Annotated in this window: 7 protein-coding genes and 2 pseudogenes; 6 read left to right on the top strand and 3 right to left on the bottom strand. The window is 71.8% G+C overall.

Features of this window, described 5'->3' with window-relative positions:
* Positions 1–51: 51 nt before the first annotated feature.
* Positions 52–1,596, bottom strand: coding sequence for an ArnT family glycosyltransferase (locus FGD71_RS01620; protein ID WP_140935801.1), 1,545 nt, complete (start codon positions 1,594–1,596; stop codon positions 52–54).
* Positions 1,597–1,968: 372 nt separating this feature from the next.
* Between FGD71_RS01620 and FGD71_RS01615 the strand changes: the two genes are divergently transcribed.
* From FGD71_RS01615 to FGD71_RS01605, 3 genes are all read left to right on the top strand, one after another.
* The gene (locus FGD71_RS01615; protein ID WP_119098538.1) at positions 1,969–2,214 is read left to right on the top strand and encodes a hypothetical protein; all 246 of its coding nucleotides are present in this window, start codon (positions 1,969–1,971) and stop codon (positions 2,212–2,214) included.
* Between the two features lie 98 nt (positions 2,215–2,312).
* The gene (locus FGD71_RS01610) at positions 2,313–2,942 is read left to right on the top strand and encodes a PH domain-containing protein (protein ID WP_240436339.1); all 630 of its coding nucleotides are present in this window, start codon (positions 2,313–2,315) and stop codon (positions 2,940–2,942) included.
* Positions 2,939–4,567, top strand: a complete 1,629-nt coding sequence (locus FGD71_RS01605) for a PH domain-containing protein (RefSeq protein ID WP_119098536.1) — start codon at positions 2,939–2,941, stop codon at positions 4,565–4,567. Before FGD71_RS01610 ends, FGD71_RS01605 begins: the two co-directional genes overlap by 4 nt.
* A gap of 86 nt (positions 4,568–4,653) precedes the next feature.
* Here FGD71_RS01605 and FGD71_RS01600 read toward each other — a convergent pair whose 3' ends face one another.
* Together FGD71_RS01600 and FGD71_RS01595 are read right to left on the bottom strand one after the other, a co-directional pair.
* Complete coding sequence (locus FGD71_RS01600) at positions 4,654–5,448, bottom strand: ABC transporter permease (RefSeq protein WP_119098535.1); 795 nt, start codon at positions 5,446–5,448, stop codon at positions 4,654–4,656.
* Positions 5,445–6,452 (bottom strand): ATP-binding cassette domain-containing protein, encoded by a 1,008-nt coding sequence (locus tag FGD71_RS01595; protein WP_119098540.1) that lies wholly within the window; start codon positions 6,450–6,452, stop codon positions 5,445–5,447. The genes FGD71_RS01600 and FGD71_RS01595 overlap by 4 nt, the downstream gene beginning before the upstream one ends.
* A 524-nt stretch (positions 6,453–6,976) precedes the next feature.
* Between FGD71_RS01595 and FGD71_RS01590 the strand changes: the two are divergent.
* The 3 genes and pseudogenes from FGD71_RS01590 to FGD71_RS48320 all read left to right on the top strand — a co-directional run.
* A pseudogene (locus tag FGD71_RS01590) lies at positions 6,977–14,662 on the top strand (SDR family NAD(P)-dependent oxidoreductase); the annotation flags it as partial.
* 48 nt (positions 14,663–14,710) lie between these two features.
* Positions 14,711–16,284: pseudogene (locus FGD71_RS48325) on the top strand (type I polyketide synthase); the annotation flags it as partial.
* A gap of 1 nt (position 16,285) precedes the next feature.
* A partial coding sequence (locus FGD71_RS48320) for an acyltransferase domain-containing protein (protein WP_244951189.1) occupies positions 16,286–17,503 on the top strand: 1,218 nt, incomplete at both ends.

The following is a 17,503-nucleotide window of genomic DNA, read 5'->3' as shown; positions in this document are numbered from 1 at the left end:
GGCACGGACCTGAGGTCCGTGCCCGCCCCTTCGACGTGGATCGCGCCGCGCTCAGTACAGGTGGCCGAGGCCGGGCCACGCCTTCGACCACGGCTGCTTGTGGCCGGTGCAGATCCACACCTTGGTGCCCGCCACCTGGTTTCCCTTGCCCGCGACCGTCGCGCCCTCGCGCACGTCGGTGAAGCGCTCCAGCAGCTGCCCGCGGTCGGAGCCGACGAAGATCGTCGTGGTGGCGTCGTCCGGCGGCGCCCCGAAGTACCAGTAGCCGCGATGGGCGCTGTAGACATCCGGCAGGCCGGCGTCGGAGCCGAGGTGGTCGAGCGCGCCTGCCTCCGTGTAGTACTCGGTGACGATCACCGTACGGTCCCGCTCCCCGGCCGGCAGCGACCGCGCGGTCTTCTCCACCGCGTCCACCAGCTCGTCCCAGCCGACCGTCTCGGCGGCCTGCGGATTGTTCCTCGTACCCGCCACCGCCTCCTCATCGGAGCGGGGCAGCACCGGCAGCGACGTCAGGGCCGAGAACGCGAAGAGCAGGCCGATCACCGGCCAGCTCACCGCCCACCGCCACCACTTGGAAGGGGCGCCCCGCTCCATCCGCACGGCACCCGCGGCCCACAGCACGGGGAACAACCCCGCCGCGTAGGTCGGCCGGCCGCCGCTCACCAGGAACAGCAGGAACAGGCCGACGAAACTCCAGCCCAGGAACCGGTAAGGGCGCAGCTCGGGCGAGCGCAGCAGCTGCCAGAGGCCGTACCCGAGCAGCGTCGCGAGCAGGACCCCGGCCAGGAAGAAGCCGACGCCCACGTACGCGACCGGCCCGGAGCTCTCCCGCCGGAACACCTCCGCCATGTCGAGCTGGGGCCAGCCGTGGTCCGCCTGCCACAGCAGGGCCGGTATCGCCGTCACGACGACGACGGCCGCACCGATCCACAGCAGCGGGCGGCGCAACAACGGCCGCGGTCCCACGAAGAGGACGCTGACGGCCACCGCGAGCCAGAGGAAGACGATGGAGTACTTGGCCTGCATGGCGACCGCGGTGACCAGCGCGGCAGCGAGCAGCATCCTGTCGTCCCGGCGGCGTACCCAGGCCACCAGGAACCAGCTGACCGCCGTCCACGCGACGATGTCGATGGTGGAGGCCGAGAGCGCGTGCCCGATGATCATGACGAGCGGGACCGCCGCCCACACGGCCGCGGTGCGCAGCTGCGCCCGCGTCCCGCCGCCCAGTTCACGGGCGATCAGCGCGGCGAAGAGCGTGCCGGTCGCGGCGAGGATCGTCGACGGAAGGCGCAGGCCCACCAGCGACCCGTTGAACAGGCCGTCCATTGCCGTGGCCAGCAGCGGCAACAGCGGCGGGTTGTCGGCGTACGACCAGCTCAGGTGCTGCGCGGCGCCCAGGAAGTACAGTTCATCGCCCTGGTAGCCCCAGCGGCCGCTGGTGACGAGGAGCAACAGGCCGAGCACGGCTCCGACGGCGGCAACCGGCTTCCACGCGAGGCCGGGCAGTTCTTCGGCCCCCGCCGCCGTGGGGCGCGGCCCGCCCGGTTTCCCGGCCGCGGGAAACGGCTTTCCCGATGGTTGGGTTGTCGTGGTCACGGAGTCCTCCCCCGAAGCGGGCTGCTGGGGCGCCGGCCGCCGTACTCGGATCAGTTGGAGGACGTGGCCGAATCCGGCTGATGCGCCCGGTACTTGAAGGCCGAGCGTAGGTCGGCGGCGGGCGGCGGATGTGCCGTGTGCACGGTTTCAGGGGCTCATAGGGGGCGAACGGGGGCCTGACGAAAGTCGTAGGCGGCCGAACTTTGGTCGTCTGTGATCACGACCTTATGAGGCTGGCCCGGCTCCCGTGGCAGGGCGAAGATTTTCTCAGGTCCGGATGGCGGCGCGCATCGCACAACCCCCGCTGCGGTGTGGCTGTCCGGACCGATTCCTTGAGATCGCAAGCGCAGAAAAGGCGAAAGGCCGTCAGAGATGCAGCAGAAGACCGTCGAGTACTTGCAGTTCGCCACCTTGGTGATCGGGTCCTGGTGCGGCATCATCCCGATCATCCTCAAGATCATCGGCAACGACACCAAGGGAGCCTTCCTGCCCCTGCACCTGCCCGACCCCGCCTCGATGATCGTCGCGAGCATCGTGGCCGTCGCCGCCATCGTGGGGATCTTCGCGCTGGACAAGGCGAAGCCCAAGAAGACCGCGGCCGAACGCAGTGCCGCCTGACCGGGCGGACCACCACCGTTCCCCCGGACTGGGGGCCAGGCCAGATCTGCGCTGCACGCCGTCGGACCTCGTCCGGCGGCGTGCAGCGCGCTGTTGACATGGAGCGAAAGGCCGCAGCGATGCAGCACACGGCGCCCGGCAGGAGCGCGCAGTACACGGCCACGGGCGAGGCGCCCGCGGCGAGCCCGGCACCCGGCGTCCCGGACGGAACGGGCGGGGCCCCCACGGTCCTGCGGCTGCGTCCGCCGGCGCACCGGGTGGATCCGAGGGCGGTGGCGTGGTGGACCTGGCAGGCGGTACTCGTCGTCCTGGGCGTCCTCGCGTGTGTGGCGGGTCTGCTCGCCTGGCTGTGGCGCATGCTGCCACTGCCCGTCAGCGCCGGAGCCGCCGCGCTGTCCGTACTGCTCTCGGTCGCGTACGTGACGATCGCGCCGCGCCGGCGGTACCGCGTGCACCGCTGGGAGACCACGGACGAGGCCGTCTACACCTGGTCCGGCTGGCTCTGGCAGATCTCCCGGATCGCCCCGATGTCGCGGATCCAGACCGTCGACACCGCCCGCGGTCCGCTGCAGCAGATGCTGGGCCTCGCGACCGTCGTCGTCACCACCGCCTCCGCTGCCGGGCCCGTACGCATTCACGGTCTCGACCACGAGCGGGCCAAGGAGGTGGCGGCCCACCTCGCGGCCACCACCCAGGCGACCCAGGCAGCCGACGGGGACGCGACATGAACGGCCCCACGCACACGCGCCGGGACCCAGGCACCCTCGGTCAGGCCGATCGGCCCGAGCAGGTTGACGAGGTCGGCCAGGCACCGAACGCTCTCGACGCGGCCGGGGAGGCGTCTGTCGACGGGGAGCGGGAGGACGGCGGCGTGCCCTGGCGGCGGCTCGACAACCGGCTGCTGCTCGTCCAGCTCAAGTGGATCGTCCCGCCCGTTCTGTCCACCGGGTTCTACGCCCTCATCACCCTGGGCCGGCTCGACCGCGAGGCCTACATCCGTCTCGGCCTCCTCGCGGGCGTATTCCTGCTGATCATGCTGTGGCGGCTCGTGGAACTCCTCACCACCCGCTACCGCGTCGCCGGTGACAACCTCGAAGTGCGCACCGGCCTCCTCGGCCGCCGTCGCCGCACGGTCCCCTGCGACCGGATCCGAGGCGTCGACCTCACCGCGGACCCCTTCCTGCGTGTCTTCGGCCTGGTCACCATGAAGATCACCACCGCTCAGGGCGGCGGCGAGCAGGGTGACACCAGCCTCGAAGCCCTGCGCAGGGCGGATGCGGAGGAACTACGCCAGGCGCTGCTGCGCCGGGCCGGGGCCGCGCCGGGCGCGACCGATCCCGACCGGGTCATCGCCCGCATGGACTGGGCCTGGCTGCGCTACATGCCGCTGAACTCCTGGGGCGTGCTCGCCGTCCTCGTCGTGGGTGCCTCCGCCCTTCGCATCCTGGACGGCTTCGGTATCAAGCCGGAGCGGATCCTGCGGGCCGTCCTCGGGTTCCTGGGCGCCGCCGGGCTGTGGGAGAGCATCGTCATCGGCACACTCGCGCTGCTCGTCGTCGGGTCGGTCACGGCCGTAGCCCTCGCCGCGGAGGAGTGGTGGGGCTACCGCCTGGAGCGCGACGAGAGCGACAACTTCGCCGTCCACCGGGGTCTGCTGACCACCCGTTCGCTCTCCATCGACGAGCGCCGGATGCGCGGCATCGAGGTCACCGAGCCGCTGGCGCTGCGCCTCGGCGGCGGCGCACACGTGGCGGCCGTCGCCACCGGCTTGCAGAAGTCCGAGGGCCTGGAGGTCAGCAAGATGCGGACCCTCAGCCCCGGCGTACCGCGCGCCCGTGCGCACGAGATCGCCGCCGTCGTCGTCGGCGAACACCCCTCCCCGACCACCGCCGCGCTGCGCCCCCACCCGCGGGCCGCACTGCGCCGCCGCCACGTCAGGGCCGGACTCACCGTGCTCGCCCCGTGCGCGGTGCTCGCGCTGCTCGGTCTTCTCCTCACCCCCGTACTGCTGCACATCGCGTGGATCTCCGCCGCGGTGCTGCTGCCCGCGGGCGCGGTGTTCGCGCACAGCGGCTACCGCGCGCTCGGGCACACCCTGCACGGCCGTCACCTGCTGACGCGCTACGGCACCTTCATCCGGCGGACCGTGGCGCTGCGGCGGGACAGCGTGATCGGCTGGGTGATCGTCCAGTCGCCCGCCCAGCGCCGGTCCGGCCTTGCCACGATCCTGGTCACCACCGCGGCCTGCAAGGGCGGCGCCTACCCGGTGCGCGACGTGGACCTCGCGGAGGGCCTGGCCTTCGCCGACGAGGCGGTCCCGGGGCTCCTCGCACCCTTCGTGGAGCGAGGCTGACGGGGCAAGAGCCCACGCCTGACGGCACAACGGAAACGCCCCTGGAACTCCGGTGAGTTCCGGGGGCGTCGTGCCGTACGGACCCGTCAGCCCGACAGCGTGCGGTAGCGGCGGGTCGTCAGCGGCACGAACACCGCGAGCAACGCCACGCACCACAGGACGAGATACAGCGCGGAGTGCTGTGCGGCCCAGCCGGTCGCCTCCGGGAAGTCCTTCGGCGCCGGGTTGCCGAACAGGTCGCGAATGGTGTCGCACAGCGCCGTCAGGGGGCTCCACTCGGCCAGGGCCTTGAACGGCTGGATCATGTACTGGCTGCCCACCAGGGCCGACGAGATGAAGGTGAACGGGAACACCCACATGATGCCGAGGCTCTGCGCGCTCTCCAGGCGCTTGCAGCGCAGGCCGATGTAGGCGCCCACCCAGGAGATCGCGAAGGCGAACAGCAGCAGCAGGCCGTACGCCGCGACGGCCGACAGGAAGTCGGACCTGATCCGCCAGCCGATGGCGAGCCCGCACAGCGAGAGGAGCGCGATGTTCATCGCGGTCGCGGCCAGGTCCGAGCTGGTACGGCCGATGATCACGGCGGCGCGCGAAATGGGCAGCGACCGGAACCGGTCCACGATGCCCTTCTCCATGTCGTAGGCGATGCCCACCGTGGTGTAGATGTTCACGAACACCGCGTTCTGGCCCAGCATGCCCGGGATCAGGTACTCCGGGTACAGCGCACCGAGCCCGCCGCCGATCACGAAGGCGAAGAGCACGACGAACATGATGGACGTGCACAGATGGGATATCAGGGCGCCGGGCTCCCGCCAGATGTGCAGCAGATTGCGCCCGGTGATGATCGAGCCGCTGCGGGCGGCCTGCGAAATGCTGCTCACGACACCTTCTCGGGGACTCGGTCCTGGGTCTCGGCGGACTTGGATGCGTCGGGTTCGGTCTTGCCGGTCAGGGACAGGAACACGTCGTCGAGCGTCGGCCGCCGCAGACCGATGTCGACCAGCTCGACGCCCCGTTCCTCCAGTTGCCTGATGGCGGCGCCCAGCGCCTTGACGCCGGCGGCGACGGTCACCGACACGGTGCGCGCCAGCTCCTCCACCGTCGGCGAGGCGGTGCCGATCCCGGCGAGGACCTCCTTCAGGGCGGCCACGCCGTCCACGGTCGCCGCGACGGCGCGGATCTTGTCGGCGCCGACCTGCGCCTTGAGCCGGTCGGCGGTGTCGTGCGCGATGACCCGGCCGTGGTCGATGACGGCGATCGAGTCGGCGAGCTGATCGGCCTCCTCCAGGTACTGCGTGGTCAGCAGCACCGAGGTGCCGTCGCTGACCAGCTCGCCCACCTGGTCCCAGGTGTCCAGGCGACCGCGTGGGTCGAGGCCCGTCGTGGGCTCGTCGAGCACCATCACGGCGGGTTCGCCGACGAGCGCGCTCGCCAGGTCAAGACGGCGCCGCATACCGCCCGAGTAGGTCTTGGGCGGCCGGTTCGCCGCCTCTTTGAGGCCGAAACGGTCGACGAGGTACTTGGCGCGGTCGGCCGCGGCCGACTTGGACAGGCCGCACAGCCGGGCGAACATCACGACGTTCTCGTATCCCGTGAGGCTCTCGTCGACCGCCGCGAACTGGCCGGACAAGCCCATCGAACGACGCACCTCGTGCGGCTTCTTCAGGACGTCGTGGCCGTTCACCCAGGCGCGGCCGCCGTCCGGCCGAAGCAGGGTGGACAGGCAGCGCACGGTCGTGGTCTTGCCCGCGCCATTGGGGCCCAGCAGGCCGAGCACCTGGCCCGTCGGCAGCTCGAGGTCGACGCCGTCGAGCGCGCGGACCGAGCCGAATTTCTTGACGAGCCCCTCGGCCCGCAGGGCTGTACGTGGCTTGGAAACAGTCATGATCACCCCGGTAGCCGGTGGAATCGCAGGCGCCGGGCAGCTCGTATCGACTGCGCTTCCCCATTGCCTCGGATGGAATTCGGATCGAACGTGAAACCGGCCGCTCTCCAAAGCGGGTGTCCGACCGTAAAGTTCAGATTGCGTGGGAGCGTATCGCACGGAAGTCCTGTGCGGTTCAAGGGAATTGAATTCCCCGCGTCACTCGGGTGACACTCAATGTCATACCCTAAGGGTCACCGGCCCGGACATGGGCAGCGGACGGGTCTCCAGCCCAAGAACAGGGGCTTCTAGGGGCGGCATAGGGGGAGTTCTGCGAGCCGGAGCGACGCGTTCGTCTATACATTCTCAAGGTATCCCGACCGAATGATGCCCTGATTCGGCCCGCCTGTTTCCGGCCCCTGACGGCCGCGATGTTTCACGTATCGGTGAGTGAGTGGAGCGCAATGACACACGGCCTTGACGAGCTCTCCAACGATTCGCGCGGGGCGGCGTTGCGCATCCGCCTGCGTGACCTCGGCGCGGATGAGCGCGAGCGGCTGCTGACCGAACTCGTGCGCGGCGCCGTCGCGGACGTCCTCGGCCCGGCGGGGCCGGGCGTCGTGCCCGAGCGACAGGCCTTCCGGGAACTCGGATTCGACTCACTGGCCGCGGTGAACCTGCACGCCCGACTGACCGCGGTCACCGGCCTGCGACTCCCCGTCACCCTCGCCTTCGACCACCCGACACCGCGCGCCCTCGCCGGCCGCCTGCTCGCCGAACTGCTTCACGAACGGCCCGGCGACGAGGTGGCCGGAGCACCCGCCGCGACGAGCGGCGAACCCGTCGCCATCGTGGGCATGGCCTGCCGCTTCCCCGGCGGCATCACCTCGCCCGAGCAGCTGTGGCAGCTCCTGGTCCAGGGCGGCGAAACCCTGACCCGGCTGCCCGAGGATCGGGACTGGGACGTCGACCGCCTCTACGACCCCATCACCCGCCGGCCCGGCACCACCTACGTGGACAAGGGTGGATTCCTGCACGACGCCGCCGACTTCGACGCCGCCTTCTTCGGTATCTCACCGCGCGAGGCCCTCGCCATGGACCCGCAGCAGCGGGTGCTCCTGGAGACGGCCTGGGAGGCGTTCGAACGCGCCGGCATCGACCCGACCGCGCTGCGCGGCACCCGCACCGCCGTGTACGTCGGCGCGGAGGCCCAGGAATACGGGCCCCGCATCGCGTCCGCTCCGGACGGCATGGAGGGCCACCTCGTCACCGGCACCGCGGGCAGTGTCGCCTCCGGCCGGATCGCCTACACCCTCGGGCTCGAAGGCCCGGCGGTCACTGTCGACACCGCCTGCTCGGCGTCCCTCGTCGCCCTCCACCAGGCCGCGCAGTCGCTCCGCCTCGGCGAGGCGTCCCTCGCCCTCGCGGGCGGCGTGGCCGTGATGTCGAGCCCAGGCGGCTTCGTCTCCTTCAGCCGCCAGCAGGGCCTGGCCGCCGACGGCCGCTGCAAGTCGTTCGCCGCCACCGCCGACGGCACCGCCTGGTCCGAGGGCGCCGGACTGCTCGTCCTGGAACGCCTCTCGGACGCACGCCGCAACGGGCACCAGGTCCTGGCGATCGTCCGCGGGTCCGCCGTCAACCAGGACGGCGCCTCCAACGGTCTCACCGCGCCCAACGGCCCCTCCCAGCAGCGCGTCATCCGCCAGGCCCTCGCCACCGCGGGCCTCGCGCCCTCCGACGTCGACGCGGTCGAGGCACACGGCACCGGCACCTCGCTGGGCGACCCGATCGAGGCGCAGGCCCTGGTCGCCACCTACGGCCAGGAGCGCTCCGGCACGGGCCCGCTGCTGCTCGGCTCGCTCAAGTCGAACATCGGGCACACGCAGGCCGCGGCCGGTGTCGCCGGTGTCATCAAGATGGTCATGGCGATGCGGCACGGCGTACTGCCGAAGACCCTGCACGTCGACGAGCCGACCCCGCACGTCGACTGGTCCGCCGGAGCCGTCGAACTGCTGACCGAGGCCCGCCCGTGGCCCGACACGGGACAGCCGCGCCGCGCCGGAGTCTCCTCCTTCGGCTTCAGCGGCACCAACGCCCACGCCGTCATCGAAGAAGCCCCGGCCCCCGAACCGGCCGAACCGTACGGGCCGTTGTCCGACCCGGGTGGGATCACCGTCGACGCCGCCCCCGTCGTCCTCTCCGCTCCCGGCGACGCCGCACTGCGCGGCCGGGCGGGCACGGTACGGGCGCGGCTCGCCGAACACCTCGCCGCACACCCCCGGACGACCGTCGCCGACATCGCCCGCGCACTGGCCGCCACCGACACCGGCGACGCCGAACGCGCCGCCGTCGTCGCGGGCGGCACACACGACCTGCTCAGCGCCCTCGACGCCCTCGCGGACGGCAGGTCCGACGCACGCCTGCTGCGGGGACGGCCCCCGAGGCCCGGCACGGGCCGCGTCGCCACCACGACCTTCGTCTTCTCCGGCGGCAACGCCCGGCGCGTGGGAATGGGACAGGAACTGCTCGCCGCGTTCCCCGTGTTCGCCGACGCCTTCACCGAGGCGTGCGCACACCTCGACCCCTACCTGGAGCGGCCCCTGAGGGAGGTGCTCGACGAAGGAGGCCCCCAGCTCGCCGAACCGCTCTACGCCGACTGTGCCGTCTACGCCTACGACGTCGCCCTCCATCGTCTCGTCACGTCCTGGGGGCCCGCCCCGGACCGGCTCGCCGGGTACGGCGTGGGCGAACTGGCCGCCGCGCACGTCGCGGGCACGCTGAAACCCGCGGACGCGGCGGCCCTGGTCGTCGCGCACGGCAACGGGTTGCCGCGGCCGGACCTCGACTGGCTCACCGAACTGCTCGGGTTCGCGGAGCCGGACATTCCCGTCCTGTCCGCGCTCACCGGCGAGATCGCCGACGTCACCGACGCCGCGTACTGGAGCCGTCGCATCGACACGGACGGCCGGGGCAGCGCCGCCCTCGACGAACTGCGCCAGGGCGCGGGCCTGTTCGTCGGCCTCGGTCCCGACCGCCTGGCCGGCGGTGCCGTCGGCGAGACCGAGAGCCTCTTCCGGTGCGTCGGCGCGCTCCACACCGCGGGCTTCTCACCGCGCTGGGAGGCGTTCTTCGCCGGGTGGCACACACAGCCGCTCGACCTGGACCTCGCTCCCGCGGACGGCCCGCTGCCGTGGCTGGTCTCAGCCCGCTCGGCGACGGCCCTCGCCGCGCAGGCCCGGCGGCTGCGGGACGCTCTCGACGACGACGTGCGACCGTTGGACGTCGCGCACTCGCTGGCCACGACGCGTGCGGCCCTGGAGCACCGGGCCGTCGTCGTGGGCACCGGCCGCGAGGAGCTGACACGAGGCCTGGACGCCCTCGCCGAAGGGGTCCCGGCCCCGGGCGTGGTGCGCGGCGAGTGCCTGGACCCGGGACCGACCGCGGTGCTGTTCTCCGGGCAGGGCTCTCAACGGCCCAGTATGGGACGGGGGTTGTACAACACGTTCCCCGCCTTCGCCGATGCGCTGGACACAGTGTGCGCGGGGTTCGACCGGCTCCTGGACCGGCCGCTGCGTGAAGTGATGTTCGAGGACGGTGAGTCGCTGCACCAGACCGGGTACACGCAGCCGGGTCTGTTCGCCCTCGAAGTCGCCCTGTACCGGCTGGTGGAGTCGTGGGGCGTGAGGCCGGATTACGTGACCGGGCACTCGATCGGTGAGCTGGCGGCGGCGCACGTGGCCGACGTGCTGTCCCTGGACGACGCGGTGACGCTGGTCGCTGCTCGTGGGCGTCTGATGCAGGCGTTGCCGTCCGGCGGCGCGATGTTGGCGGTCGGTGCCGACGAGGCCACGGTGGCCCCGTACCTGGAGGGCCGCGAGACCCAGGTGTCCTTCGCCGCGGTGAACGGACCCTCCTCGGTGGTGATCGCAGGTGACGCCGACATGGTCACCGAGCTGGCCGCGCAGTTCGCCCAACTGGGGCTCAAAACCAAGGAGTTGAAGGTCAGTCACGCCTTCCACTCGCCGCGCATGGACGCGATGCTGGACGACTTCCGTCGCATCGCCGAGTCGGTGTCGTACGCCCCGCCGCGTATCCCGGTGGTCTCCAACCTCACGGGGCAGCCGGAGGACGTGGCGTCCGCGGACCACTGGGTACGCCACGTCCGTGCGGCGGTGCGTTTCGGTGACGGGGTGCGCTGGCTGGAGGACCAGGGCGTCAGAGTGTTCCTGGAGCTGGGCCCGGACGGCGTGCTGTCGGGCATGGCGCAGGAATCCCTTGCCGGGCAGCCGGAGTTGATCGCGGCCCTGCGCAAGGGACGTCCCGAGCCGGAGACCCTGCTCGCGGCCCTCGGCCGGCTGCACGTGGCCGGAGTGGACCTGGACTGGCCCGCGTTCTTCGACGGCCGGGACACCCGCCGAGTGGACCTGCCCACGTATGCGTTCCAGCGCGAGCGCTACTGGCTGAGCCCGTCGCCGGGGGCCACCGAGGTCGCCTCCGCCGGACTCGCCCCCGCCGAGCACCCGTTGCTCGGGGCCGTGGTGGACATACCGGAGGACGGCGGACTACTGGTGACCGGGCAGCTGTCGCTCGCGTCGTCCGGCTGGCTCCGCGACCACACCGTCGCCGGAACGGCACTGCTGCCGGGCCCGGTGTTCGTGGAGTGCGCGCTCTGGGCAGGTGACCTCGTCGGCTGCGGCCGGATCGAGGAGCTGACCACCGAGACCCCGTTGACGTTGCCGGAGCGCGGCTCGGTCGCCCTGCGCGTCGTCGTCGGCCCGGCGGCCGACGACGGCGGCCGGACCGTCGCCGTCTACGCGCGGCCTCTCGCCGAGGGCGGAGAGGGCGACGACATCGCGGATGGATCTTGGGTCCGGCACGCCGCGGGGCTCCTGACCGAGGTGCCGGAGCGGGACGCGCGGGCGATGCCCCCAGCGGTGTCCTGGCCGCCGGAGAACGCGGTGGCGGCCAACCTCACCGGCCTCTACGAGCGCCTGGACGACAACGGCCACGACTACGGCCCGGTGTTCCAGGGACTGCGTGCCTCCTGGACGCTGGACGAGGACCTGTACGTCGAGGTGGCGCTGCCCGACACCGGCCCCGACGACGCGGCCCGGTTCGGGATCCACCCCGCGCTGCTCGACGCGGTGCTGCACGCGAAGATCCTGCCGGACGACGGCGAGAGCGGCACCCCCAAGCTGCCGCACACCTGGTCCGGGGTGACACGGCACGCGGTGGGCGCCGGTGTCGTACGGGCGTTGCTGCGGCCCGCGGGCACGGACACGGTGTCCCTGACGGTGGTCGACGCCGAGGGCCTTCCGGTGCTCTCAGCCGATTCCGTGCTCCTGCGTGAACCGACCGGTGTGGCCGCGGCCGCGGCGGCGCGCACCGACTCCCTGTACCGCGTGGACTGGACCGAATTGCCTGCCCACGACCGACCCGCCGCGGACACCGCCGCATGGGTCCAGCTCGGCGACGCGGGGCTCGATGGCGTCCTGTCCTGCCCCGAACCGGCCGCGCTCCCCGACGCGTTGCCCGACGCGGTGTTCGCCGCGATCGCAGGGTCGGACGGCGACGGCCCCGCCGGGGCCACACACCGCGCGCTCACGCTCGTACAGCGGTGGCTGGCCGAGCCGCGGCTCGACGAGGCGTGTCTCGTCGTGCTGACGCGGGGCGCGGTGGGCACGGGCATGGACGAGGATGTCACCGACCTGCCGGGGGCGGCGGTTTGGGGCCTGGTCGGCTCCGCGCAGGCCGAGAACCCCGGACGGTTCGTGCTCGTCGACCTCGGTGCCGAGGACGGCGGACCCGACGTGACCGAGGCGCTGGCCGCCGTCCTGGCCTCCGGCGAACCGCGCGCGGTCGTCCGCGACGGCATCCCGCGGGTACCCCGGCTCGCACGCGCCGCGTCCGGCACGGGACTCGTACCACCCGAGGGGCCGGAGCCCTGGCGTATCGACACGCGTGCGCGCGGCACCCTGGACGCCGTCGACCTCGTGCCCGCGCCCGAGGCTGCGGCCGGGCTCGCCCCCGGGCAGGTGCGCGTGGCCGTACGCGCGGCCGGCGTGAACTTCCGCGACGTGATGATCACGCTCGGTGTGTACCCGGGCGAGGCGGCCCTGGGCAGCGAGGCCGCCGGTGTCGTCGTGGAAGCCGGCCCCGACGTCACCGACCTCGCGCCCGGCGACCGGGTCTTCGGACTCGTCGACCGCGCCTTCGGCCCCCTCGCCGTAGCCGACCGGTGCCTGCTCGCGCCGATCCCCGACGGCTGGTCGTACGAGCGGGCCGCCGCGACACCTCTCGCCTTCCTGACCGCCTACCACGCCCTGGTGGATCTGGGCGGACTGCGCGAGGGCGAGTCCGTCCTGGTGCACAGCGGCGCCGGTGGCGTCGGCATGGCAGCGATCCAGCTCGCCCGGCACTTGGGCGCGGAGGTGTACGCGACCGCCAGTGAAGGAAAGTGGGGCGCATTGCGTTCCCTGGGCCTGGACGACGACCACATCGCCTCCTCGCGCACACCGGCGTTCGAGACGGCGTTCGCGGAGACCACGGGCGGACGCGGAGTCGACCTCGTACTCAACACGCCGGCACGGGAGTTCGTGGACGCCTCACTGCGGCTGCTGCCGCGCGGCGGGCGCTTCCTGGAGATGGGCAAGGCCGACATCCGCGAGCCGGACGAGATCGCCGCCGCACAACCCGGTGTCACCTACACGGCCATCGAACTCCGTGAGGCGGACCCGCGGCGGATCCAGGAAATGCTCGCCGAGGTACTGCGTCTGTTCGAGGCGGGCGCCCTGCAGCCCCTTCCGGTCAGGACCTGGGACGTACGGAGGGCGCGGGACGCGTTCCGGTTCGTCAGCCGTGCCGAGCACGTGGGCAAGGTGGTCCTGACCATGCCGCGTGCTCTCGATCCCGAGGGCACGGTGCTGATCACGGGCGGTACCGGCACCCTGGGCGGGGAGTTCGCCCGGCATCTGGTCGCCGAGCGGGGCGTACGGCACCTGCTGCTGACCAGCCGCAGGGGACGCGAGGCCAGTGGCGTGGTGGAGCTGGAGGCCCAACTGGCCGAGCTGGGCGCCGAGGTGACCGTCGCCGCCTGCGACGCCGCAGACCGCCAGGCGCTCGCCGCCACCCTCGCCGCGATCCCGGACGCCCATCCCCTGACGGGTGTGCTGCACGCGGCCGGCGTCCTCGACGACGCCACCGTCGGTTCCCTCACCCCCGAGCGCATCGACGCGGTCTTCCGACCCAAGGCGGACGCCGCCCGCCATCTGCACGAACTGACCCGGGACATGGACCTGGCGATGTTCACGCTGTTCTCCTCCTCGGCGTCCGTCTTCGGCGACGCCGGCCAGGGCAACTACACCGCCGCCAACACCTACCTCAACGCCCTCGCCCAGCACCGCCGCCGGCACGGTCTGGCCGGACAGGCACTCGCCTGGGGCTTCTGGGCCCAGCGCAGCTCCCTGACCGCGCACCTCACCGACGCCGACGTCGCCCGTATGGCACGCACCGGCACCGGCGCCCTCACCACCGAGGACGGCCTCCGCCTCTTCGACACGGCAGGTCGTACGGATGAGCCCCTCCTCGTGCCCGCCAAGCTCAACACCCGGGCCCTGCGCGACCAGGGCTCCGCGGTGCCCGCACTGCTGCGCGGCCTCGTCCGCCCGGGGGCACGGCGCGCCGCGGCAGGCCCCGGGACAGCGGGCCCGAGCCTCGCCGAACGGCTCGCCGGGCTCACCCCGGCCGAGCAGCACGCGGCGCTGCTCGACCTCGTACGCGTCAATGCAGCAGCCGTACTCGGGCACGGCGGACCCGCGTCCGTTGAGCCGGGACGTACCTTCCAGGATCTCGGTTTCGACTCCCTCACCGCGGTCGAGTTCCGCAACCAGCTCTCCGAGGCCACCGGCATCCGACTGCCCAGCACACTGATCTTCGACTACCCGAAGCCGACGGCGCTCAGCGACTACCTCGCCGCCGCACTGCTCGGGGAGCGCCAGCCGATGTCGGCCGCGGCCACGGTCCTCGCCGACATCGACCGGATCGACGCCGCCATCGGCGACATCGAACGGGACGACGAGGCGGCCGCGCAGATCGCCGCCCGTCTCCAGTCCACCCTCTCGCGGTGGAACACCCAGTACGGCACAGAAGCCGAGGCAGACGGCACAGAACTGGAGTCGGCCACCGCCGACGACCTGTTCCACATCATCCAGAACGAGTTCGGGCGATCTTGAAATGAGCTCTGTGCAGAAGGCGGAGCCCGGAAAGCGAGTGGTGAACTGATGTCGAACGAGAAGCTCCTCGACAACCTCCGGTGGATGACCGCCGAGCTGCGGCGCACCCACCGCAGGGTCGCTGAACTCGAGGAAGCGGATCGCGAGCCCATCGCCATCGTGGGGATGAGCTGCCGCTTCCCCGGCGGCATCGACTCGCCTGAACGACTGTGGGACGTCGTCGCCTCCGGCACCGACACCATCGGCCCGTTTCCGCTCGACCGTGGCTGGGACATCGACGGACTCTACGACTCCGTACCCGACCTGCCGGGCTCGTCCCGGATCCAGGAGGGCGGCTTCGTGGCGGACGCGGACCGCTTCGATCCGGCGTTCTTCGGCATCTCGCCGCGCGAGGCGCAGGCCATGGACCCACAGCAGCGCCTGATGCTCGAAGCCGCCTGGGAGGCCGTGGAGCGCGCGGGCATCGACCCGCTGTCCCTGCACGGCAGCCGCACCGGCGTCTTCGCGGGCGCCGTCCACGGCGACTACGGCACCTCCGTGCCCACCGTGTCCGACGACCTGAAGCCCTACCTCGTCAACGGCAACACCGACAGCGTCCTGTCCGGCCGCATCTCGTACACCCTCGGCCTCGAAGGCCCCGCGATCACCGTGGACACGGCATGCTCGTCGTCCCTGGTGGCGCTGCATCTGGCGGCACGGTCGCTGCGCCAGGACGAGTGCTCGCTCGCCCTCGCCGGCGGAGTGACCGTGATCTCCGTGCCCGAGCTGTTCACGGAGTTCGCCCGGCAGCGCGGCCTGGCGATGGACGGCCGCTGCAAGGCCTTCGCCGAAGCCGCGGACGGCACGAACTGGGGCGAGGGCGTCGGCGTCGTCGTCCTGGAGAAGCTCTCGGACGCACGCCGCAACGGACACAAGATCCTTGCCGTGCTGCGGGGTTCGGCGATCAACCAGGACGGCGCGTCGAATGGTCTGACGGCGCCGAACGGTCCCTCGCAGCAGCGCGTCATTCGCCAGGCCCTGGCGAATGGCCGCCTGTCCGCGTCCGAGGTCGACGCGGTGGAGGCGCACGGCACCGGCACCACTCTGGGCGACCCGATCGAGGCGCAGGCCCTGCTCGCCACCTACGGCCAGGACCGCGAGGGCGACCAGCCGCTGTGGCTCGGCTCCATCAAGTCGAACATCGGGCACACGCAGGCCGCCGCCGGTGTCGCCGGTGTCATCAAGATGGTCATGGCGATGCGGAACGGCGTGCTGCCGAAGACCCTGCACGTCGACGCGCCCACGTCCCACGTCGACTGGACGGCCGGTCCGGTCGAGCTGCTGACCGACAACCAGGAGTGGCCGCAGACCGACCGCCCGCGGCGGGCGGGCGTGTCGTCGTTCGGCATCAGCGGCACGAACGCGCACGTCATCCTGGAGCAGGCACCGGAGCCCGAGGCGGAGGAGGAGCTGCCGGAGTCGGTGCCGGCTCCGGCGGTCGTGCCCTGGGTGCTGTCCGGCAGGTCGGAGGAGGCGCTCACGGCGCAGGCCCAGCGGCTGCTCGCCCGAGTGGACGAGCTGTCCGATGCCACGCTCACCGACATCGGTCTTTCGCTGGCCAGTTCGCGTGCCGCCTTTGAGTGNATCGGTCTTTCGCTGGCCAGTTCGCGTGCCGCCTTTGAGTGCCGTGCCGCTGTGGTGGGTGGTGATGCGGAGTCGTTGCGGGAGGGTTTGCGGGCGATCGCCTCGGGTGGTGCTGTCGCGCATGCGGTCAGCGGTACGAGCCTGGGTGCGAGCGGCAAGAGCGTGTTCGTGTTCCCGGGGCAGGGATCGCAGTGGGTCGGGATGGCGGCCGAACTCATCGAGTCCTCGCCGGTGTTCGCGGGGCGGATGCGTGAGTGCGCGGACGCGTTGTCGGCGTATGTGGACTGGTCGTTGTTCGACGTCCTCGACGATGCCGAGGCGTTGGAGCGGGTCGATGTGGTCCAGCCGGTGCTGTGGGCCGTGATGGTGTCCCTGGCCGAGCTGTGGCGCTCGTATGGGGTGCAGCCGGCCGCGGTTGTGGGGCATTCGCAGGGTGAGATCGCTGCGGCCTGCGTGGCCGGGGCCCTGTCTCTGGGCGATGCGGCGAAGGTGGTGGCGCTGCGGTCGAAGGCGATCCTGGCGCTGTCGGGTCTGGGCGGCATGGTGTCGGTGGCGTTGCCTGTGGAGGAGGTTCGTGAGCGGCTGTCCGAGGGTCTGTCGGTCGCGGCGGTGAACGGGCCTTCGTCCGTGGTCGTCTCGGGAGATGTCGCGGAGCTGGATGCCCTGCTGGCCGCCTGCGAGGCGGAGGAGGTCCGGGCCCGGCGGATCCCGGTGGACTATGCGTCGCATTCGGCGCATGTGGAAACCATCCACGCCGAACTCCTTGATGTCCTGGCGGGACTTGAGCCCCGTGCAGCCGAGGTGCCGTTCTTCTCGACGGTGACCGCCGACTGGCTGGACACGTCGGTGATGGACGCCGAGTACTGGTACTCCAACCTGCGCCAGACGGTTCGTTTCGAGGAGGCCACGAAGGCGCTGGCCGAGCAGGGCCACCGCTTCTTCATCGAGGCCTCCGCCCACCCCGTCCTGACCATCGGGGTGCAGCAGACGCTCGAGGACGCCGGTGTGGACGCCGCCGTTCTCGGCACGCTGCGCCGCGACGAAGGCGGGCTCGACCGCTTCCTGTTGTCGCTCGGTGAGGCGCACGTGCGGGGTCTTGCCGTGGACTGGCCGACCGCGTTCCCGGGCGGCCGGATCGTGGACCTGCCGACATACCCGTTCCAGCGTGAGCACTACTGGCTTGAGCCGGGTGCTGGTGATGCGGATGTGGTGTCGGCG

This window comes from Streptomyces sporangiiformans (assembly GCF_005768555.2).
GTDB lineage: Bacteria > Actinomycetota > Actinomycetes > Streptomycetales > Streptomycetaceae > Streptomyces > Streptomyces sporangiiformans.
The sequence above is the reverse complement of the archived record's forward strand: the minus strand, read 5'-3'. Positions and strand labels throughout refer to the sequence as shown.